Here is a 21,737-nt window from a genome sequence, read left to right as displayed (position 1 = left end):
AGAAAATCTACGGTTTCACCGATAGGTTATTGCCCGAATGCTTCGCCCCTACAGGAGGCGGGCCGATGAAGACGCAAGGTTTTGAAGCATGATTCTCTCAAAATCTTGCACCTGTTTCGGAAGAAAAGCCCCAAAACCCTTACTTTGCCTACATTTCACATTTATTCAGCAAGCCCTAAGTAGTTGGTTATAATTAAATTAAAAATGGATTTTAGGTTCGATCCCCCCTGCCCCCCTTGATAAGGGGGGTGTCGATCCCCCCTGCCTTCCTTGATAAGGTTCGATCCCCCCTGCCCCCCTTGATAAGGGGGGTGTTGCCTTTTCTCATCTTAAAAAAACAGGAGACAGGACAATGACATCGATCGAATTGCGGCAAAAACTAATCAACCAAATTGATCGGCTGAGTTTTGAAAAACTTCTCGTTGTAGAAAAGCTGATCGAAAGTTTAGAAAGCCATTTACCAGAAACTTAAAAAAATATAGATTCTGCCCCAGAATCTCCAGCTTCAACAAATACTTATTTAGAAGATGATCCAATTATAGGAATGTGTTCTGGTGTAATTCCTAATCTTTCGGAGCGAGCGGAAGAAATTTTAGAAACAGCCATTAAACCTCCATCGGGATGGACATGGAAAGAATGAATTCTCTTGCTGATACAGGATTCATTGTTGCACTGATAGATTCTCAGGATTCCCATCACCGGGAAGTAAAAAACATCTATCTTCAGCAACACTCCCCTTATTAAGTTGGGAAGATTCATTTTACCAACAACAAAAACTAACTCGAACTTTCCACGAGGCGACCGGTAACATATTTGTGTAGGATGCTAGAGATAAGTGTTTGATAGGGAATACCTTCCTCTATTGCCTTAGCTTGAAGCGCTTCCAAATCTAGGGAAGACAGAAGTAAAGTAATTTTTTTATCTTGAGTCAGCGTCTCCTTAGCATAGGACTTCAACTCAGCCATTCTAGCCGGCGTTGCCACAGAAACCCACTCATCATTGTTATAGGATTCGAGGATATCTTTTTCTTCAGGAGTTAACTTAGTCATGATTATTTTTATCTCCGAGATATTTTTTAGTTGCTTTTCTAGAAGGGATGATAGTCTTAAGAAAGAGTTCCGAGGAAACTTTAGTCCTTATCCTGCTTGAAGTTGCCTATTTTTTTCTTGACTCCACCGAATTGTTTTAATGCGCCTAAGCAGGCAGGTGTTAAAAACTTTCAGATGCCCCCCTTATCAAGGGGGGTAGGGGGGATCGATGCCCCCCTTATCAAGGGGGGTAGGGGGGATCGAACCCAAAATCTATCTTCAATTTAATTATAACCAGCTACTTAACCGCTTCAGAAAAAATGACTAAATTAATCATTCACCGACAGCAACGAGAAGCACAATATTACAGCGAGAATTTAGGGGAAGACATTAATCTCGACATGATGCTTATCCCTAGCGGTTCCTTCCAGATGGGAACCCCAGATCAAGAAATAGAAAGACTCTGTAAAGAATACGATCGAGACTATTTTCAAAGAGAAAGTCCTCAACACACCGTTAATATTTCAGGTTTTTTCATGGGACGCTATCCCATCACCCAAGCACAGTGGCGAGCGATCGCCGCAACTGCTAAAATAGACATCGATCTAGAACTAGAGCCTTCCCACTTCAAAGAGCCATATCAAGAGCAGGATAGATGGACAAGACCCGTAGAACAAGTAAACTGGGAGCAAGCAACAGAATTCTGTAAACGATTATCAAGGGAAACAAAACGGGAGTATCGGCTACCGAGTGAGGCAGAATGGGAATATGCCTGTAGAGCGGGGACAACAACCGCTTTTCATTTTGGGGAGACGATTACCACAGATTTGGCTAATTACAGAGGAACTGATTGGGAAAAAGACAAAAAAGTTTATCCAGGGAATTATGGAAGGGGACTACAAGGCATCTATCGAAAACAGACGACACCAGTAGGCTATTTTAAGGTAGCTAATGCCTTTGGACTGTACGATATGCACGGAAACGTTTGGGAATGGTGTGAGGACGATTATCACCCTAATTATCAAGGCGCACCCACGGATGGGAGTGCTTGGATTAGTAAGAACAAATCTACTACAAAAGTGCTGCGGGGCGGTTCTTGGTACTTCAATCCGCCTTTCTGCCGTTCCGCTTGCCGCTACTACTGCAACCGCCGCTTCATCAACGACAACATTCTCGGTTTTCGGGTGGTGTGCGGTGCTGGGAGGACTGTGTAACCCTTTTTCTCTTTTTTCCCTTTTTACCCTCACATCTGATAATTTTTAACGCCTACCTACTTAGGACTGGCTGAAAAAGTACGGGCGAAGCATTCGGGCAATAACCTATCGGTGAAACCGTAGATTTTCTATCCGAATGCTTCGCCCCTACAGGACGCGGGCTGATGAAGACGCAAGGTTTGGAAGCACGATTCTCTGAAAATCTGGCACCTGTTTCACGAGAAAAGCCGCAAAACCCTTACCTTGCCTACATTTCACATTTATTCAGCCAGCCCTACTTAGGACTGGCTGAATAAATCTAAAAACCTTGTTGGGTAAGACTTTTAGACTTTTTTTCTCAAAAAGTGTCAACTATTGGAGTGATCGGGGAGAAATTTAGGCACTTTTTCCCTGAAAATTAGGTAATTTGCCATCTAAAAATCGACAAAACCCCACACCCCACACCCCACACCCCACACCCTGCCCCCGGGAAAAACTTTTTGCCGCAAACCCTAATTATTGATCAGTAATTCCCAGATTTCTCCCCTATTATTGCCCTGGGAATTAATATTTCTTCGGGCTTTTACCCTTTGAATATTATAATTTTTATATAAATCATCAAAAAAATTATTGTCAGAGTCAAAGTTTTTAAGGTCGGAATTACTTAAAATAAATTTATAACCAGCCTGATCCAATCGATCGATAAATTCTTTTAATCTTATTTGCTCCTCATCGTTAAAATCTTCTTTAGTATAAGAGGTAAAAGCTGATGTTTTTTTAATCGGTTTATAGGGAGGATCAAAATAAAATAAAGTCTTGTTATTGGCATAATTTAGGGTTTGGACAAAATCCCCTTGTAGGATCGTCACTTTCTGTAAATGATGATTGACAGCTAATAGGTTTTCTTCATTGCAGATCAACGGTTTGACATATTTTCCAAAGGGGACATTAAAAAGTCCTTTGCTATTGACTCTATAAAGTCCATTAAAACAAGTTTTATTGAGAAATAATAACAAAACTGTTTTTTCTAGACAGTCATCGCAGCTGCGAGAATTAAATTCTATTCTTTTATCTAAAAAAAACTTTTGTTGTTCCTCTAGATTTTTAAGTTCATAAAAATCCTGCTGAATTTTTTTAAGCTTGACTATTAATTCTTTGACATTATTTTTAATAACATTATAAGCCCTGATTAAATCAGGATTGATGTCATTAATAATGACTTTTTGGACAGAAGAAAAATTATTTAAGACTGAGAATAAAACTGCCCCACCTCCGACAAAAGGTTCAATGTAGTTAAACTGACAATCCTGAGAAATATGGGAATTAATTAAAGATATAATATTGGGAACCAGTTGAGTTTTGCCTCCCGCCCACTTTAAAAAAGGTTTGCCGCTAACTGTTTTCCTTTGAGACAAAGAAGTGGTCATTATTCCTACCAGATTATCCTAATTTATTCAATTTACAGCGCAATTCAAGAAAACCTGAAGGCGGATTTGGGATCAGAAAGGTAAACGGGGCATTTTTTTCAATACTGACTCAATTTGGTTGATTAAATCCAGCAGACGATTGCCATCCACATGAACCTCGCTGGTGGGATAATTGTCGAGGACTTCGATGATTTGAATCTCATTATCATTAATGGCAGAAGTGACTAGGGAACCCCGTAAAGCTTGCCGACTAGCAGCCCGATTGGGGGTGTGGACAATTTCGGCGGCGTAATCTAGCAAACTTTCGCCAAAAAAACTATTAAGAAATTTGGAAAGAAAGACGGCATCCACCGCTACCCGACGATTAAGGATTTTACGGAATTCTTCGGGTTTTTGGTTAGCCATCTTTAATTGTGACGCTAAAGCGGGAGCTAATTCGCCTGTTTCGCTCAATTGCTTTAATTCTGATACCGATACAGACCCTTGGAAGATGTAGTATTTGATGATAGCTGATTCGGCGGCTGACAAAGACTGACAAACACCGAGAAAGATAGATATTCCTAGGGGAAGTAAAAGATTTTTGAACATAAACCAAAGGTGCAAAACAAGCGAAAAGCGATCGGGATGATTGACTCATTCTAGCGGAATTGGTTGCCGCTTAGGAAAAACTTAAGACGGTGTTGATTATCTAGAGATGAATTTTTTAGTCACCCAACTAGGGGCAGAAAGCTGATAGCTTAATGCTAATCACTAATTTACATTCGCGAGAGAGCAGCGATTTTCGCTAGTTTATCTTTTTCCAAACCGTTGAGATCCTCTAGCTTCAACCATCCTTCCTTTAATAGTTGAGCAAAGACAAAAATTAGGGAAGTATAGCGATAGTCATATTTACCATCAATCTGATGTCGTCGGGCGCTTAGATAATCGTGCATTTGCCAGATATCATCTAAAACCGTGATCTGACCAGACTGTTCTTTAATATGTTCTATTAAAGTCCTAGTTTCTCGCTGATAAGCTTTTTGGAAAGCAGTTTGAGCAATTTCTTGTTCGGTATCTGACCAAATTATTTCACTCATAGGCATGATTTTAGTTTTAGGGATGATAATTTTGGGTTTTTGAACTACCTCGACTCTTTTCGCCCACATCTGTAAGAATGATTGTTTAGTTATTCTTACCTAGATCGGAGAAGAAACCGGTGTATTTACCAATTTTTTTAAGTCAGCCTTTTAATTGTATAAAAAAAAGAGTTCACTTGACAAGGAACTCTAATAAGTTTCATCAGAATTTTTAATGATTTCTCTCAGTAGCTATTTAGCCACGGGCAAAGTTTAATAATTCTTTCGGAGAAGCTAATAAATCGATCGCTACGAAGAAAATTTTATTATCAGGAGTTAGGAGGAAGCGCCATGCCATATTCATACCCACACCCGCACCAAACCAGGGGGTTTGTACTTTTCCCGTCACTTTAATCTGAGTAAAACCGTCATCGGCGGGTTCCACTACACCGCATTCGGGGATTAATTTCAAATTTTGGCATTCTTCGCGGAAAAAGCGATATACTGCCTCTTTACCGACGATGGGACGTTGGAAAGGTGGTTGCAGAGCGCCGTCAGGGGTGAATAATTCAATTAATACATCAAAGTCATTAGCGTTGAGGTTGTCCATATAGTTGAGGACGGTGGCATTGGTAACGCCTTCAATGCTAACTTTGGTCCGTTCGGCAATATTTTGGGGAGGAACCACGGGTTCGGAAATACGGTTATAATCGCCCAGTTTCTTCGGATCATAGCCCATATCGACCACACAATTCCGCAGAACGGTGATTTGTTGTCCCGACTCTAATTTTTTAATCCCGTCTAAAACGGCACTAGCATTAGCAGATAGTTCATAACCCTTGGGAATTGGGGCAACACTGCCATCTTCCATCCATTGTCCTAATTGATACCAGAATCCCAGCTTGATATTAGCAGACCAAGTGCCATAGGTACGACAAATCGGGGTGTCAGCATGGTTGGCTAAGTCGCACATCACCTGCGACTGTTGCAGGGGTGACATCTGCCGAATTTCATTCATGGTTTTTTCGGCAAAGACCATACTAGCAGCGCCGGGGGCGGCAACGGTGATGGTTTTGCCCATTTCTAGATAGGCAAACCAAATCAAGGCTAGTTGATCTTCGGTATTCAGCTGATTGAAACGCGCAATCGTGGCAGGAACCACATCCGCTGATAGCGTGTTGGGGAAAATGCTCCGCGCTGATTCGATCGTAAACGGCATAGATTCACCTTGAAGTAAAGTTTTGTATCAATTTACCCCCATTCTATCATATTTGCGCCCCAAGGCAGCACCGATGGAGAAACTTTCCCAAAAAAAGCTGTACTTTAGATCACACTTGCCCGGGATTATCACCAAATCTTAATGGTTGAACAACTGTTCTATCATTTATCTAGGGTTTGCTGAAAAAGTTTTTCGTGGGGCAGGGTGTGGGGTGTGGGGTATGGGGTGTAGGGTTTTTTAGGGGGTCAATACCTAATTTTCAGGGAAAAAGTGCCTAAATTTCCCCCCCGATCACTGCAAGGGCTGGCACTTTTTGATTGACAAAAAGTCTAAAAGTCTTACCCAACAAGGTTTTTAGATTTATTCAGCAAACCTTATCTAGGTTTTGCGGCAGCAACGAGCGATCGCTGTTTGGCGATGCTAGATAGGGTTTGCTGAAAAAGTTTGTTGGTGGGGTTAGGAGTCAGGAGTCAGGAGTCAGTAGCCGGTCGTCGGGAGTTTCAGGCTTTGTTGCCCTCTCTTTTTGTACCAACTTATGTACTACAATAAGGATAATGCAAGGTTTTTGATGGTCCCAATCCGATTTTCGCAGCATGAACATCGGATTTTAACAGGTCAAAAGCCTTATTTTAAAAGGGTTTTACCATTATTCAGCAAACCCTAGATAACCGAAAGTATCTCTAAAGGATGATTTTTGCTGCTCTAACTCGTTTTCAACCCGGGAATACTCTTGATGCTCCCTAGTTTTTTCTAGTATTTCTCACCCCGTAGCAGGCCGTAAATTTCATCCGTATAGTCATAAAACTGAGCTTGTCGTTTAATTTTATAATTACGATCTGCGGGTAAATTAATTGTTAATTCCCGTTGTATAGTCCCTGGCCTAGCACTCAAAACATAAATACGTTGAGCTAAAAAAACCGCTTCATCCACATCATGGGTAATCATTAAAATACTACACCTAATTTTTTGCCAAATTTCAATTAAATATTCGTGCATTCTTTCTTTGGTTTGTACATCTAAAGCGGCAAAAGGTTCGTCCATTAATAAAACTTTGGGATGACAGGCAAGAGAGCGGGCGATCGCCACCCGTTGTTTCATACCACCCGATAGTTCTCTAGGATAAGCATTAGCGAATTGAGTTAAACCGACAATATCCAGATAATAACAGGCCACTTCCCAGCATTCTTTTGTCGATAATCCCTGTAGTTTTAAGCCAAATTCAACATTTTTTTGGATCGTCATCCAGGGATAGAGTGTATAATTTTGAAAAACCATGCCGCGATCGGCTCCTGGCCCTGTCACTTCAACACCATCAACGGTAATTTTGCCGGAAGTGGGCAGCTCTAAACCCGCAATCATTCGCAACAAAGTTGATTTTCCCGAACCAGAGGCCCCGACCGCACAGACAAATTCAGCACTTTCAACGTGTAAATTAATATCTTTTAGAGCGACCACAGCACCTCGTTTAGTGATGAAAATTTTATTGAGTTGAGTAATTTCTAAGTGCATTAAGGTTCTTCTCTTATCATTAAAATAACTTTACTGGTGACAGAATAAACTCTGTTATTGAGTTTTTCAGTTAACGAGTAATTGACCATTTACAAGTCCACTGCAAAAACAAACGAAAACTTAAATCTAGGGCAAAGCCAATAATTCCCAGGACAATTAAACAGGCAAAAATTTCATCGGTTCTCAGAAATTTCTGGGCCAATAAAATCCGTTTGCCTAATCCATTATCGGCCGCCACCAATTCCGCCACCACTACCAAATTCCAGGCGGCCGCCATATTAACACGAAAAGTATCGATAACATTAGGAATAATATAGGGAGTAATCACTTTAAATAAAACCTGTTTTCGAGTTCCTCCAAGAGTATAAGTTACTTCGATTAATTCCCGGGGGATAAACTTAACTGCATCCATAATCATCAGAGTATTAAAGAAAATTGTCCCGATAAAAATCAGCATAATCTTTGACGTTTCTCCAATACCCAAATAAATAACCAATAGGGGAATAAAAGCAGGAGCGGGCATATAACGTACAACGCCAATGATCGGTTCCATTAAACTACGAATACTCGGAAAAGTTCCCATTAAAATCCCCAGGGGAATAGCAAACAATCCTCCCAAAAAAAAGCCCCCAACTACTCGTAAAAAACTGGTAATAGTATCTTGAATTAAAAAGCCCTGTTCTGCCAATTTTCCTAAGGCCTGAATAACGGCTAAAGGAGAAGGCAAAAATACGGATTCAATGCCCGCAAAACTAGAGATTAGTAACCATAAAATCAGCGGGACAATAATAGAGGAAACCATTAAAGTCCATTTGAGGGATTCGGGAATATCCTCGGTAATCCGCCAAAAAGTGCTTTGAGGAAGCGTTTTATGTGTTGTGGTCATGGGATTTGCCAAAGAAAAGAATAATTTTGATAGCCAATATCACCCAGTTATCAAACAATTCTTGAAGTCAATGATTAAGGGACTAATTAGGTTTTTTTGTCTTGATTTGCCAACGCCTTGACAAATTGGGCATCTAGAATGGTTGTTAGATCGGGGACTTTTTTAATAAAGCCAACTTCCATCATAAAATCAGCCATTTTTTGAGCGGCAAAGGGCATATTTTTCATGGTTTTCCCCGGACTAAAGGCTTCTAAGTTTTCTTCTAAGGTGAAAAACTTCGTTCCCTCTTTATATAAGGCCAATTCTTCTGTGCTAATGCCCGCACGCTTGGCCATAATCTCATCGGCTTTTTGGGGATTTTTAGCCATAAACTCTCGAACCTCAAACCAGGTTTTTACGAGAGCCTGAACCTGTTCTGGTTTTTCTTTGATTAATTTGGCACTGACAACTAACAAATCAGGAATAGCACCTGAAAAAGCTTTAGAACTAATTAATTCTTTAGAACCTTTTCGTTTAAGTGCTGTTGACCAAAAAGGTGGAAAAGCAGCGACTGCATCTACTTTTCCCGATGCAAAAGCGGCGGCAGCAGCCCCTGTTTCCATGGGGACAATTTGCACATCTTTACGGCTCATTCCTTCTTTTTCTAGGGCTAAACTGAGGAGAAAATCACCGACAACGCCTTCTTCGACTGCAACTTTTTTGCCTTTTAAATCTTGAATCGTTTTAATCTCTTCTGTGACAATAATTTTATCATTTCCTGACGAGTTATCATTGACTAAAACAGCAACTTGACCATTCACTGCATCTCCCGCAAAAGCGATTGTATCGTTGAGAGTTTGACTATTTCCATCTAATTGTCCGGCGGCTAAAGCTTGCAAGGATTCAAGATAACCATCAAACCATTTCATTTGAACATTAGCCCCATTTTTAGCAAATAATCCCTCTTCTTCAGCGATCGCCCAGGGCCACCAACCGGCCCAGTTACTATAACCGATGACAATGGGGGCAGTATTACTCAGAGAACTACTTGCATTGGGGGTTTGCTGAGGAGCTTGATTACAACTAATGGTCAGGAGTAAGCTACTAAAAAAAACGAGAGGTAAGGAGAAAAAATTGCGCCGTTTCATAGGTAATAGCCTTTAGAGATGACAGCTAGTAAAACAGAAATAAATCTCAAAAACTGTTACTGATTAACAATTCAATAACCTCGGAGTATTGACTTGGCTTTTTAGCCAATTTAACCACTCTTCTAAACCTTCTCCTGTTTGAGCAGAAAGAGCGATAATCTTTACATCGGGATTCATAGAACGAACATTTGCCTCTAAACTTTTTAAATCAATCTCTAAATAAGGAGCCAGATCTAATTTGGTAATAATCAGACAATCCGCCTCTTGAAACATAATTGGATATTTGAGGGGTTTATCTTCTCCTTCAGTAATACTTAATAGAGCAACTTTTGCGTGTTCCCCTACCTCAAATTCGGCGGGACAAACTAAATTTCCCACATTTTCCACCAACAATAAATCAAACTCTTTGGGGTTATAATCTTCTTGGAAACGATGAATTCCCCCAGCTACCATTTTGGAATCTAAGTGACAGGAGCGACCCGTATTAATGGCAATCACGGGAACTCCATATTGTCTCAGGCGCTCTGCATCTAGTTCTGTAGTCATATCACCTTCAATAACAGCCATTTTTAATTGATCTTTTAAGGCTGCGAGGGTTTTTTCCAATAACACAGTTTTACCCGCACCAGGACTACTCATCAGGTTTAAACAGGTAATACCCCACTCGTCAAAATTTTCCCGGTTGTGATCGGCTCCTGCTTGATTGGCATGAAGTAGATTAATTTCTAGGGCCGCGTCAAAAGTTTGGTGCATTTTAGTTGAGAATGAATAATTGATCATCGAACTTTTATAAGCGATCGCCCAACTTTGTTTAAGAATCTAAAGAATATTCAATGTGGTCAATTTTTAACTCTCGACCTGAACGAATATCCTCCATCGGTGATCGACAAGTTGGGCAGGAATATTGCTGGCCAATTTGGGGTTGATAATCCTTTTGGCAGCAATGACAATAAGCAATTAGGGGAATATTTTTAATCGCTAATTCCACGCCAGCAAGAAAAGTATTGGCAGTTTGAACTTCAAAGGCAAATTGTAAACTGACTGGTTCGACACAGGTAAATTCACCCACCATGAGATGAATTTTTTCAATTTTGAGCTTTTCAGGTTGGCTATCATACCAATCTCGAACTGTCATAATTAACGCCTTGGTCATATCAGTTTCGTGCATAATATGCTGAAGTGGCTACTCCTTTTCTACTCTCTCTAGCTGCATTTTTTGGGCAATTTCGGTCGTTAACTCTCCTTTGTTGTTAGCGTTTAAAGAACAAATTAAAATAGTTAATCTGTCTAAATTTTCATTAGTCATCCAATCCATTAAAAATCCAAGATAATTCTGAACACTTTTTTCTGCTTGTTTGCGACTTTTCCAGACACGCGCCATTGACAAGTCATTAGTAATACCAGCAAAAGGTTCATCTGATTCATCTTGATCAAGATAGGGCAAAGCATTTTCAGCAGCAGCATAAATTTTAGGATCAGATACTAGAGTTAAAACGTAACCTAACCTTTTGTTAATAGGAGTTCCAAATCCTTTGGCCATCGGTGTTTCTTCGCGAATGTGTTACCTCTCTAATTATTGCTGCTTTTGTCCTTAAATCCAAGGTTCATCAACCTCCATATTGGCTTCAGGATGAATATAATAGGGCTTTTCTTTACGCGGTAATTGACCTGAAATAACCAGATGAGCCATGGCATCACAAATAACACGGGTAGCCATCAAAGAGGTCATATCACTAATATCGTAGGGAGGGGAAACTTCCACCACTTCCATGCCACAAATGGGAGCTTTTTGGATAATTTTACCTAATAAAGCTAAGGCTTCACGGGGTAATAACCCGCCCGGTTCCGGCCAACCCGTGCCGGGGACAAAACCAGCATCAATGCAATCAATATCAAAACTAATCCAAACGCAATCCGTACCATCTAAAGCTCGTTCTAAGGCAAATTCGGCGGCCGCATCAATGCCTCGTTCCACAATGTCGGTGACGGTCAAAATATTAGTGGCCCGCTCGCGGCAAACTTTAACACCTTGACGGGGAACTTGCCAACCACCAATCCCTAATTGGACGAGATTTTTAGCAGGAGCATTTTTCATATTGGTGGCATGAAACCAGGGGCAAGTGTGCATCCGTTCATCTAAATCTGTTTCCTGGGTATCCACATGGCGATCAAAGTGAATAATACCGACTTTTTTATCCCCTAAATGCCGACAAATACCGCGCACCGTCGGAAAACCAATAGAATGATCACCCCCTAAAATAATCGGCAATGCGCCGGAACTAAAAACATGGGCAACCCCCTTCGAGATTTGATCGAAGGACTTTTCATTATTAGCAGGAATGGTGAAAATATCCCCCAGATCACAGAGAGTAATTTGTTCCCGCAGATCTACCCCTAATTCAAAATTGTAGGGCGTATAAAGGGCCGAAATCCGCCGAATTCCCTGGGGTCCAAAACGAGTTCCGGGTCGGTAAGTTGTCCCCGAATCATGGGGAACACCCACGATGGCCACGTCATAATTGCCCACATTCCGCACATCTTCCAAATAGGGGGCTTTCATAAAGGTGTTAATTCCCGCATAGTGGGGTAACTCACCCCTGGAAAAGGTGGGAATACTGCGATCGCGAATACTATCGGCCGCCTCTAAACCGTAGGTTAACCCCTGAGAAACTTCCTGTTGCCAACCGGTTAGGGGCAAATGGCGTTCTTTTTCTAAGGCCTGTTCAGCTTCGGTTAAATGCGGGGGTTGAAAAGTAGATTCCTCGGACATCATTTTACCTCAAAATACAATAACCCGGGAGTCTTCAAAGACACTGCCTCAAAACAGTTATCCTTAAAGTCTCCCGGGCTTTTATCCCGCCGTGTAGCCAGCTTAGATGGAAAAAATTTTTGATCCGCTCGTTTAAGACTAGCTTGCTCCTCTCGGACCTGACATTTAAAGAAGTTTAAATCGTAACCCTAGAAGCAATTTCTTTGACCTTAGACGATCTCAATCCAAAAAACAGTATCACAGACTACAGAAAGCTGATTTTTCCCGCTTAAATATGGTTTGCTGAAAAAGTCTCTTGGTGGGGGCAGGGTGTGGGGTGTAGGGTTTTACCAGTTTTCAGGTGGTCAACTACCTAATTTTCAGGGAAAAAGTGCCTAAATTTTGGCGTTGTCAGATCAGAATATGAAGAATGAATTGCGACACAACGAAAGCCTTGCTCTTAAAGCGTTGTCAAGTCTGCTCTCATGCGCGATTATCTTCACACTTGACAACGCTTGTCATTTTTGGTAAGTTATGGCGTAATTGCAAGCTCAACAATATTTTTTAGGAGGCGTTTATTTGTGACATTAGCAAAACTAATCAAAAACTCCGTTGGGGGGGGGATAATACTTATCAGTCTCTCCATCGCCAGTGGAGTACAAGCGGCAACTATTACAATTCCAGTGACCGTTAACAGCAAAGCTGCTCCTTGGCTCTGGAATAATACGACTCTGAATACAGCTTATCAATATGGAGTGAACGATAACATAGCTCCAAGTACAATCAATAGCAGTTCTGGGTTAGATTTTGCCGCTGGAAATGCTCTGACAATTAATTATCTCAACGGGGAGACCAGTGCTTTTGGAGTTCCTCCTCAAGTGGATGCAAAAGGTTATTTCGGCTCTCCATTTACATACATCACAAATGGCTTTGGGGGGAGTAGCGGATTAGGGTTTCCCAGCAAATATATGACGGCTGATTGGGATACTTACCTAAATCAGCTAGTAGGTACGTTTGCTGATGCAACTGGAGCCATCATCGGTACACCTTTTGCTATTGGGTTAGGACGTACAGTTTCCATTCCAGTGGGTGCAACTCAACTTCAATTAGGAATTAACGACGATATCTTCGCCGATAATACAGGGGAATTAAACCTTACCGTCTCCCAATCTGTATCCGTTCCCGAACCTAGCACAATTTTCGGCTTAGGTGTATTAGGATTTGGTGCTTTCTTCAAGCACAACCTAGCTAAATCTAACAAGTCAAATAAACAGGACAACTAAACGGGTTAAATTTTGGGCGCAATGTTTGCGCCCCTACATTGCACCTTGTGTAATCGGTAGTGGCCTATAGTGTACTGCCTTTCTTCGATAATCCTTTCTTATCACCATAACTCCGGCAAGCAGAATTAAGATGAGTTAGAGTTTAAATGCTTGGGAAAATAGGGCTTGTAGGCGCAGGGATTTTCCATTATGAATATAATATCATGTCAAGGGGCTTTTGTCAAGAGAAATTTTGACAACATCCAGAAAAACGTAGCCTATTGTAGGGCTAATTCATGAATTAGCCCTACACCTATTACCTAGTGATAAGTAAAACGTAGGGTGCGTTAGACGGCAAAAATTTCTGTTTTAACTTCAAGCTAACAATCCGTCGTAACGCACCACCAATCATCGACTATGATTGGAATGATTGAATGATAGACTATGATTGAATTAATCACTGATAACTGATAACTGATAACTGATAACTGATGACTGATTACTGATTACTGATAAAGCTATGACACTCAAAGAACAACTAATTAGGGTCTGCTGAAAAAGTTTTTCCTAGGGGCAGGGTGTAGGGTGTAGGGTGTGGGGTGTGGGGTTTTACCGATTTTGAGGGGGTCAATTACCTAATTTTCAGGGAAAAAGTAGCTGAATTTCCCCCTGATCACTCCCATATCTGGTACTTTTGGATTTCAAAAAAGGCTAAAAGTCTTATCCAGCAAAGTTTTTAGATTTATTCAGCAGACCCTAATTAAAGAAATCGAGCAGACACCTGACACCCTTTTGACTGAATTACTTGACTTTTTGCTCTTTATCAAAGAAAGACATACTGAAATAGAAATTACAGAAGAAGAGCAAGCTAACATAATCGCTTCTGAATCAGCTTATCAAGCAGGAGACTATCTAACCCTCGAAGAATATGAGGCAACTCAAGCGTGAACTACAGAGTTATTATTCCGAAACCAGTTCAAAAACAACTAAACAACTTACCCAAACAACAACGCGAACGCTTAATTAATTACTGCCATTAGACTACTTACCGATACACCTCGTCCTAGCGGAGTCAAGAAACTCAAAGGATATGATGAAACCTACCGAATTAGAATAGGGGATTATCGCATCATTTACAAAATTCAAGATCAAGAAATGCTGATTATCATATTGAGTAGTATTCATCGAAAAGATGCTTATTGAACCTCTCAGTAGGTGGGTGGAGTGAGAACTATAAAACTATGTTGTCGCAACTCCGGCAAGCAGAATCAGGATGAGTTAGAGTTTAAATGCTTGGGAAAATAGGGCTTGTAGGCGCACGGATTTTCCATTATGAATATAGTATCATGTCAAGGGGCTTTTGTCAAGAAAAAATTTTTCTGACCCGGAAGGAATTCAACCTAGATAAAAACTGAGGATCAGAGCCACTAAAAAACTCATTAACAGGCATAAAATTCCGAAATAAAGGACGATTTTAGGACGGAAAGCTGATAGGAGGAGGATAAAAGCTTTAATATCAATGAGGGAAGCGACCAGTAAAAAAGCTAGAGTGGAACCCACGGACAGATTAGTAATTAAAGAACCGGGGACAAAAGCGCTAAGACTGGCATTAACAGAAAGGGTGACACCTAAAAACAACTGCACGAGAATTTGAGTAACGGCAGTATTCCCCCAGGCAATTAATTGACTCTGAGGTAATAATAGCTGAAAGACACTAGCGATCGCACAGCCAATAATTAATAATCCCCCTAATTCCAGCGCTTCATCGATAAAGTTATCGAGAAATAACTGCACAGAAATTGGCCAAGCTTGCCTATCTCTACTTTTATACTCATAAACAAGACTGCCGACTCTTTGTAGGGGTTGACTGACTGCTTCCTCCGGTAAAAAACTACCGGAAAGAACTAAACTCGATTCTAGGGGAATTTCGCTATCGGTGCGGGGTTTTTCCCGGTAGAAACTAAAGAGAGTACCGATAACAATTGCCATTAACCAGACCGAAAGCGATCGATAGAAGAAAATACTAGAATAGGTGAAAGTCTGCCAAGTTAGCCAAAGAGTGACGATATTTAGGGTAGGTGCAGCGGTGAGAAAGCTAAACACCACCCCTGGGGGTACTCCCTCTAATAAGAATCTTCTAGCGACGGGAATCGTGCCGTATTGTCCGACGGGTAAGATTAATCCGATTGTACTGCCAACGATCGCTCCTAACAGTCGATTACGGGGAAATATCGCCGCTAATCGCTGTTTATTGACGAAAACCAGCAAAAAACTGGAAACGGCTGCCCCGAAAAGTAAAAAGGGAAGCGAGGTCAAGAATAAACTAAGAAAAAAAGTAACAGCGATAGAAATTTGATTCATGAATAGGGTTCAAGATCGGAAGCTATCCTACAAAATAGCAGATAAGGTAAAAAGTAAGTAGTCCTGCCAAATTAATTTCTTGGTTAGGATAGGCACTCATGCAAAAGGCACTCATGCAAGATGCAACAATAGGTTAGTTTGTTGAAATCAAAAATTAAAAAGAACGTAAAGCGATTAATTGTGCTTCAGCTTTATGAAGGGATTCTAACCATTCTTTTTCGGGATCACTATCGGCAACTATTCCCGCTCCCACTTGTCCCCAAACGGTGTTTAAATTCCCTTGAGCAGTCATTAATAGGGTACGGATGAGAATATTCAAATCTAAATGACCCCGTAGGTCAATATAGCCACAGGAACCATAGAATAAATTGCGTCGCACCGGTTCCAATTCTTCGATAATTTCTAGACAACGAACTTTCGGACAACCGGTAATTGTTCCCCCGGGGAAAAGAGCTTTAATTAAATCAATAGCATGATACTTTTTATCTAATTTTCCTTGAACATTACTGACCAAGTGCATAACGTGACTATAACGCTCGATCGTCAGTAATTCATTCACATGAACCGATCCCCATTCACAAACTCTACCTAGATCATTACGTTCTAGATCCACTAGCATAATATGCTCGGCCCGCTCTTTTTTATTAGTTAATAGTTCCTCGGCTAATTGTTGATCGAGTGCCTCGGTTTTACCCCGGGGACGGGTTCCAGCGATCGGTCTAGTGCTGGCTATTCCCCTTTCTAATTTTACCAATCTTTCGGGAGAACAACTAATCATTTCTCCCCAAGGGGTGCGCCAATAACTGGCAAAAGGAGAAGGGTTAATCTGTTGTAAACTGCGATAAATTTGCCATCCTTTTGCCCTGGTTCTGCTTTGAAATCTTAGGGATAAATTTGCTTGAAAAATATCACCTTTTCTGATATAATCTAACGCTTTTTTAACAGCTTTTTCGTAGTCGAGTTGAGAAGTATAAAAGATTAAGGGAGAGGGATGGGGATCGATAAACTCAAAATCGGGGTTAGTGGTTAAAGATTGTTCGTATTTATCTAAATCTTCGGGTTTAGTGGCAGCTAACCAGAGAATTTGTGCTTGGTGATCGAGAATGGCAAAACTATCCGGTTCATACCAATAAGCGACGGGAAAAGGGAGACTATCAGCTTTCCTGTCCGGTAATTTTTCTATCTCCCAAGCTAAATCGTAGCCTAACCACCCCAACCAACCGCCATGGAAGGGAAGATGATCGGGAAGATGATCACATCGGGTTTGGGGGAGTAAACTGCTTAAAAAGGGCAAAATTTCCCCTAATGCAGGGGTCCAAAGCTGACGCGGGGAACCAGCACAAAGAGAGTAACGGGAGAGGGAATTACCCGGATAGGGACTTTCTAGTAAAGTAGCGATCGCATCTTGGGAGAATAAGCAGGCAAAAACCTCGGAACCAGTGCGCTGATGCAGAGGAAGCGATCGCCAATGCCATGCTAAAGGTTTTTGCATCTAAAATCGCGGGCCAAAATAGCTGGGAAATTGGGTATAACTAGGGTTTGCGGCAAAAAGTTTTTCGTGGGGGTAGGGTGTAGGGTGTGGGGTGTGGGGTGTGGGGTTTTACCCATTTTCAGGTGGTCAATTACCTAATTTTCAGGGAAAAAGTCCCGGAATTTTCCCCCCAATCACTCCAATGGTCGGCACTTTTTGAGGGAAAAAAAGTCTAAAGACATTATCCAACAAGGTTTTTAGATTTATTCAGCCAACCCTAACTAGGGTTTTGGTGTTAGTTGTGGGGGAGTTGCTCTTTCCTATCTGCTAACACCTATTATCTTAGTCCTAAATGTTTGCTGCCTCCTAATTATCCCCGATAATCGAGGTCAATTTCTTTAGAACCGCCGCGCTGTAATTGGCCTAATAATTCCCCTAACTGACTCCAAACCAAACCACCAATAAAGATAGTCATGGGGAGAGAGATAGCGTAGGCAACCCAACCATTGAGAATAAATATATCTAATCCCGAGGCCAGGAAAAGACAGATTCCTACACAAATACCAATAAAAGGAATTTGTAAGGAACTGGATTTTAAAAGATTTTGATCGTCTGAACCCTTATTTTTATACCAATTGTTAACCACTTGCTTGAGACTAGCTTCAAAAGCGGCCCCGCAGGTAATACCGATAAATAAACCGGCAAAAACTAGAAAATAGGGCGGTTGGGGCAGAAAATAATAATCCATAGAAAAAGTGATTAACCGATGATGACCTTAAACACTTTAACGCGAACTGGTTTCTCCCGGAAGGACAGCGGCCACACCTTGGGACGATAATTCCCGAAAAGCGCTCATGGCCACATCCAAGAGTCGCCGCGGTTGCAATTCTCCTTGAATTAAACCCCAGAGACGTTGTACTTCGGCAGTATGGAGACGGTCATCTTCCGTCAAAGCTAATAGCAATTGACGACGCAGATAACGACCTTCTTCCGAGAGAAGAAAAGTGATGCCTAATTGCGCTGTGGGCAGTAAATCGAAGTTGCTTTCCGAGCGAGCCATTGTAATCATGTTTTCTAGGCGTTGCCACTGGAATTTACCGTTTTTGAACAGCACATCCAGTAAACGCCGCCGCAGTTGGGGCGATTCCCCGGTCAGGAGACGTTTAGCAACGTAGGGATAGGCTACTTGGACGATTTTGAAGTTAGGATCGAGGGTAAGGGCCACCCCTTCTTGGGTGACGAGGGAACGAATAATCAGGGCGAATTTGGCGGGAATCCGGAAGGGATATTGGTACATCAATTCGGAGAAATCATCGGTAATAGTGCGGAAATTGAAGTCACCGACCCTTTGACCGATGGCATTGCCTAAAACCCGTTCTAGAGCCGGAATAATTGGTTTTATATCCGTTTCTGGGGTTAAAAATCCCAGTTTGACAAAGTTGGCGGCTAGGTTTTCGTAGTCTTTGTTAATTAAATCGACGACGCAACTAGCGAGGGTTTCTTTAGTTTCCTCCTCTAACTGGTCCATCATGCCAAAATCGATATAGGCCATGCGACCATCAAAGGTGGCGAAAAGATTACCCGGATGGGGATCAGCGTGGAAAAAGCCGTGTTCGAGGAGTTGCTGTAATCCAGAGGTGACGCCGATTTTAACGATATTATTGGGGTCTAATCCTAAAGCTTTGATATTCTCGGTATCGGTGAGTTTATAGCCATCAATCCATTCCAGGGTGAGGACGCGGCGACCACTATAACGCCAGTAGATACTGGGAACTTTAACTTCGGGGTTATTTTGGAAGTTGGTGGCGAATTTTTCAGCGTTGCGACCTTCGTTTTGATAGTCGATTTCCTCAAAGAGTTTGGTGCCGAATTCATCGACAATCAGGGTGAGGTCATGGCCGAGATTGAGGGGTAATAAACGACCGAATTTTTGGGCAGCCCAGCGCATTAGGTATAAATCGAGGCTTAAAAGCGCCCGCAGCCCCGGTCTTTGCACTTTAACGGCTACTTCTTCGCCGGTGGGTAGAATAGCTTTATAAACCTGTCCTAAACTAGCGGCAGCCACGGGGGTGGGGGATATTTCTCGATAGACTTTTTCTACAGGCATTCCCAATTCTGTCTCGATAATGGCAAAAGCAATGTCGTTATCGAAGGGGGGAAGTTGGTCTTGCAGTTTAACTAATTCGTCTAAAAAGTCTTTGCGAACGAGGTCGGGACGGGTAGAGAGAGCTTGACCGACTTTGATGAAGGTGGGACCCAAACGGGTGAGAATTTGCCTAAGTTCGCTGGCACGCTGGTATTTATTGGCTTCTTCTTGCTTTGTCCATTTGTCCCAGAGGAGACTGAGGAGAAATAATCCTAAAGACCAAGTAATCACGAAAGCGCGACCGAACAATTGCCAAGGTTTGTAACGGTATTGTTGAGCGATCGCTTCTGCACTGTAAGGAATGAACTGTGTTTCTTCTCGTTTCCGGTCAGTTTGACTGTCTTGATGCCGACTCACTAGCTAATCTCTATATATCTTACGCCACTTGATATTGTATCTAAGTTCCTGACATCAGTATACAAAACTACACATTATTTAATAATTGTTATAATTCCCTGAGAAATCATAAGTATTTATAACTAGACTGCCGGGGAAATTCTCGGCTAGTGGATGTCCTCAAGTACCTGATGGATATTTTCAACAAGCTGTTCTATAAAGTTAACGGCATCATTAACCATATTTTCATCGATATTCCAGCGACTACCAATGCCATAACTCGGGCTTATATCAGCTTCGTGGGCGATTTTGTTCCTTCGATCAACAATTATGCTAAGTTGGCTTTTAATATCTTTGGCTGGTTTATTTAGTTTGCTGGCCACTTCTTCCCACAATTTCTTGGCTGAAATTAATCTAATGGCCTCCGCTATCTTGTCCGGTTGTTGAAAGCTTTTATATCTGAGGTTTTCTCTAATTTCAGTCTCTAGCCAATAATTACTATTAAGTTTGTTGGTGAGGAGATTTTCAATCATTGGTAGTACCTCGGAAATTGAGCGAGATTCTTGATCAAAAAAAGAACCGTAGTTTTGTTGAATTTCGTTCTCTAACCAAGAGCCAATACTAATAGCTATCAATCGTTCTTGTCGTGCGCCATTCAAGGAGACTTGAAAACGAGAAAAGGCAGATTGAGAACTGTTAGGAGTGGGAGAAGGTTCTGAACGTTGGCCTCGATAAATTTCTAGCATTCCTAGAGTAATCACTTCGTGAATATAATAATCTAAAGCGCTCACAGTCAGGACTAAAGCGGCTCTGAGGATATCCGATACATCTAGGGCGGAAGTAGTCTGAGATTTGAGGGAATTGTGGATAGCGATCAAGTCACGAACGCGGGCAAGACTAAGGCGAAATTGTTCAATGGCTAACTGCATAAATCTCGGAGGTAAGACCGATAACTTTGTCTGCTAAGTCAGAAAAAATATCTTTAAATTTTTGTTGTTTTTCTTGGGCTTGATCTAACACTGTACCTTGCCATCCTAATTGTTCAGCAGTTAGCGCAAAAACGGGCGTTTGATGCTCTTGAGATAAGGCAATAAGACTATTAAAATCAGGGATTTTTACTAGAGTACAGCAGTCTGGTACACCATTCTGATCGTAGATAAATTTCGGTAGCATCATGCCATTTTTTTCTAGGGCTGGAATCATTTTATTGCCAATATTTTCCTCGATTTCGTTAATCCAGTTTTCAAGAGCTTTTGTTTCTTGGCCACCTTTGATTCGATATTTCTGAACAATAGTTCCTAAAAAATGTAGGTCAACTTCGGGAAAGGGATAGTTGGCTGTTTTGAGAATTGGTAAAGCACTAGCTGCCTTAGCCCATTGGTGCCACTTAGGCAATATTTTAGCTAAAGAATCGATAGCCATAACCGAGAAAAAATCTGGCGTGGTTGGCACAATAAAAAAGTTGCTGGTCATCAGTATATTTTGATTGATTGACCCCAAACTGGGACTCATATCGATTAAAATATAGTCAGCTTCAAATCTTTCGGCAGTTTTGTCTAATAAATATGTAATCGCACCGGGGAGATTTTTTAAAGCCTGAATTGACCCACTAAGTTCTTGAGCAATACCTAGGGTAACTTCATATTCAGCTAACCCCACATGACCGGGCAATAGAAATAAACGATCACGACCATCAATAGGAATACAGTCCACAGCTTCAATTAATCTCGGTTGAGACTCAAAAGCAGGTGCTAAAGCTGTTTTAATATTATAGTAAGTATTGTAGATGGCTTGTAGTCTTTCCTCCCTATCTTCACTTTCTTTGGCCAAAGCCATACCAGTTAAGTTACATTGGGGATCGGTATCGACAATAATTACTCTTTTGCCCTTCTCAGCAAGCATCCAACCAAGGTTAAAAGTGGTTGTAGTTTTGCTCACTCCACCTTTATGATTAAAAAAAGCTATTTT

Annotated in this window: 22 protein-coding genes, 2 pseudogenes and 1 riboswitch; of the genes and pseudogenes, 5 read left to right on the top strand and 19 right to left on the bottom strand. The window is 41.4% G+C overall.

Annotated elements, in window-relative coordinates; genetic code table 11:
* Positions 1-776 precede the first annotated feature (776 nt).
* On the bottom strand, positions 777-1,049 hold the full coding sequence (locus tag O9290_RS13535) for a hypothetical protein (protein ID WP_002791728.1): 273 nt from the start codon (positions 1,047-1,049) through the stop codon (positions 777-779).
* 299 nt (positions 1,050-1,348) lie between these two features.
* Between O9290_RS13535 and O9290_RS13530 the strand changes: the two genes are divergently transcribed.
* Positions 1,349-2,242, top strand: coding sequence for a formylglycine-generating enzyme family protein (locus O9290_RS13530; RefSeq protein WP_288055851.1), 894 nt, complete (start codon positions 1,349-1,351; stop codon positions 2,240-2,242).
* A 491-nt stretch (positions 2,243-2,733) separates the two neighbouring features.
* Here O9290_RS13530 and O9290_RS13525 read toward each other — a convergent pair whose 3' ends face one another.
* From O9290_RS13525 to O9290_RS13510, 4 genes are all read right to left on the bottom strand, one after another.
* On the bottom strand, positions 2,734-3,648 hold the full coding sequence (locus O9290_RS13525; protein ID WP_002760941.1) for a DNA adenine methylase: 915 nt from the start codon (positions 3,646-3,648) through the stop codon (positions 2,734-2,736).
* 72 nt (positions 3,649-3,720) lie between these two features.
* Positions 3,721-4,236 (bottom strand): alpha/beta hydrolase, encoded by a 516-nt coding sequence (locus tag O9290_RS13520; protein WP_002760940.1) that lies wholly within the window; start codon positions 4,234-4,236, stop codon positions 3,721-3,723.
* A gap of 167 nt (positions 4,237-4,403) precedes the next feature.
* The gene (frp, locus tag O9290_RS13515) at positions 4,404-4,730 is read right to left on the bottom strand and encodes a fluorescence recovery protein (protein ID WP_502846461.1); all 327 of its coding nucleotides are present in this window, start codon (positions 4,728-4,730) and stop codon (positions 4,404-4,406) included.
* A gap of 229 nt (positions 4,731-4,959) precedes the next feature.
* Positions 4,960-5,922: an orange carotenoid-binding protein gene (locus O9290_RS13510; RefSeq protein ID WP_024969093.1), complete on the bottom strand. Its 963-nt coding sequence runs from the start codon at positions 5,920-5,922 to the stop codon at positions 4,960-4,962.
* Positions 5,923-6,098: 176 nt separating this feature from the next.
* Between O9290_RS13510 and O9290_RS28525 the strand changes: the two are divergent.
* A pseudogene (locus O9290_RS28525) lies at positions 6,099-6,280 on the top strand (hypothetical protein).
* Between the two features lie 392 nt (positions 6,281-6,672).
* Here the strand turns inward: O9290_RS28525 and O9290_RS13505 are convergent.
* The 7 genes from O9290_RS13505 to O9290_RS13475 form a co-directional block, all read right to left on the bottom strand.
* A complete protein-coding gene (locus O9290_RS13505) occupies positions 6,673-7,431 on the bottom strand; it encodes an ABC transporter ATP-binding protein (protein WP_288025745.1) in 759 nt (252 codons plus the stop codon).
* Positions 7,432-7,501: 70 nt separating this feature from the next.
* A complete protein-coding gene (locus O9290_RS13500) occupies positions 7,502-8,317 on the bottom strand; it encodes an ABC transporter permease (RefSeq protein WP_002798309.1) in 816 nt (271 codons plus the stop codon).
* Between the two features lie 86 nt (positions 8,318-8,403).
* Positions 8,404-9,444: an ABC transporter substrate-binding protein gene (locus O9290_RS13495; RefSeq protein WP_288025742.1), complete on the bottom strand. Its 1,041-nt coding sequence runs from the start codon at positions 9,442-9,444 to the stop codon at positions 8,404-8,406.
* A 63-nt stretch (positions 9,445-9,507) separates the two neighbouring features.
* A complete protein-coding gene (hypB, locus tag O9290_RS13490) occupies positions 9,508-10,197 on the bottom strand; it encodes a hydrogenase nickel incorporation protein HypB (protein ID WP_288059138.1) in 690 nt (229 codons plus the stop codon).
* A 58-nt stretch (positions 10,198-10,255) separates the two neighbouring features.
* Entirely contained in the window at positions 10,256-10,612 is a 357-nt protein-coding gene (hypA, locus tag O9290_RS13485; protein ID WP_002760929.1) for a hydrogenase maturation nickel metallochaperone HypA, read from the bottom strand.
* A 15-nt stretch (positions 10,613-10,627) separates the two neighbouring features.
* Positions 10,628-10,984, bottom strand: a complete 357-nt coding sequence (locus tag O9290_RS13480; RefSeq protein ID WP_287667454.1) for a hypothetical protein — start codon at positions 10,982-10,984, stop codon at positions 10,628-10,630.
* Positions 10,985-11,035: 51 nt separating this feature from the next.
* Positions 11,036-12,214, bottom strand: a complete 1,179-nt coding sequence (locus O9290_RS13475) for an agmatinase family protein (RefSeq protein ID WP_288059139.1) — start codon at positions 12,212-12,214, stop codon at positions 11,036-11,038.
* Between the two features lie 68 nt (positions 12,215-12,282).
* Positions 12,283-12,417, bottom strand: a riboswitch (guanidine-I (ykkC/yxkD leader).
* 357 nt (positions 12,418-12,774) lie between these two features.
* Between O9290_RS13475 and O9290_RS13470 the strand changes: the two genes are divergently transcribed.
* The 3 genes and pseudogenes from O9290_RS13470 (at position 12,775) to O9290_RS13460 (ending at position 14,658) form a co-directional block, all read left to right on the top strand.
* A complete protein-coding gene (locus O9290_RS13470; protein WP_288059140.1) occupies positions 12,775-13,476 on the top strand; it encodes a PEP-CTERM sorting domain-containing protein in 702 nt (233 codons plus the stop codon).
* Positions 13,477-14,199: 723 nt separating this feature from the next.
* Positions 14,200-14,403, top strand: coding sequence for a DUF2281 domain-containing protein (locus O9290_RS13465; RefSeq protein ID WP_353852137.1), 204 nt, complete (start codon positions 14,200-14,202; stop codon positions 14,401-14,403).
* Positions 14,400-14,658, top strand: a pseudogene (locus O9290_RS13460) (type II toxin-antitoxin system RelE family toxin). The gene O9290_RS13465 and the pseudogene O9290_RS13460 overlap by 4 nt, the downstream one beginning before the upstream one ends.
* Positions 14,659-14,850: 192 nt before the next feature.
* On the opposite strand, the gene O9290_RS13455 reads toward O9290_RS13460, so the two are convergent.
* The 7 genes from O9290_RS13455 to O9290_RS13425 form a co-directional block, all read right to left on the bottom strand.
* On the bottom strand, positions 14,851-15,816 hold the full coding sequence (locus tag O9290_RS13455) for a permease (protein ID WP_288059142.1): 966 nt from the start codon (positions 15,814-15,816) through the stop codon (positions 14,851-14,853).
* A gap of 154 nt (positions 15,817-15,970) precedes the next feature.
* Positions 15,971-17,308: an anthranilate synthase component I gene (locus tag O9290_RS13450; RefSeq protein WP_288059143.1), complete on the bottom strand. Its 1,338-nt coding sequence runs from the start codon at positions 17,306-17,308 to the stop codon at positions 15,971-15,973.
* Entirely contained in the window at positions 17,293-17,424 is a 132-nt protein-coding gene (locus O9290_RS13445) for a hypothetical protein (protein WP_288025734.1), read from the bottom strand. Before O9290_RS13445 ends, O9290_RS13450 begins: the two co-directional genes overlap by 16 nt.
* Before the next feature lie 233 nt (positions 17,425-17,657).
* A complete protein-coding gene (locus tag O9290_RS13440; RefSeq protein ID WP_002734118.1) occupies positions 17,658-18,035 on the bottom strand; it encodes a hypothetical protein in 378 nt (125 codons plus the stop codon).
* A gap of 36 nt (positions 18,036-18,071) precedes the next feature.
* On the bottom strand, positions 18,072-19,790 hold the full coding sequence (locus O9290_RS13435; protein ID WP_288059145.1) for an ABC1 kinase family protein: 1,719 nt from the start codon (positions 19,788-19,790) through the stop codon (positions 18,072-18,074).
* A 146-nt stretch (positions 19,791-19,936) separates the two neighbouring features.
* Entirely contained in the window at positions 19,937-20,698 is a 762-nt protein-coding gene (locus O9290_RS13430) for a HEPN domain-containing protein (protein ID WP_288059146.1), read from the bottom strand.
* Positions 20,682-21,737 (bottom strand): ParA family protein (locus O9290_RS13425; protein WP_288059148.1); only part of this gene is annotated, 1,056 nt, incomplete at its 5' end. The genes O9290_RS13425 and O9290_RS13430, both read right to left, overlap by 17 nt.

This window comes from Microcystis sp. LE19-41.2A, assembly GCF_027530405.1.
In the GTDB taxonomy this organism is placed as follows: Bacteria; Cyanobacteriota; Cyanobacteriia; order Cyanobacteriales; family Microcystaceae; genus Microcystis; species Microcystis aeruginosa.
Note: the sequence above shows the minus strand (reverse complement) of the source record. Positions and strands in the feature narration are given on the sequence as shown.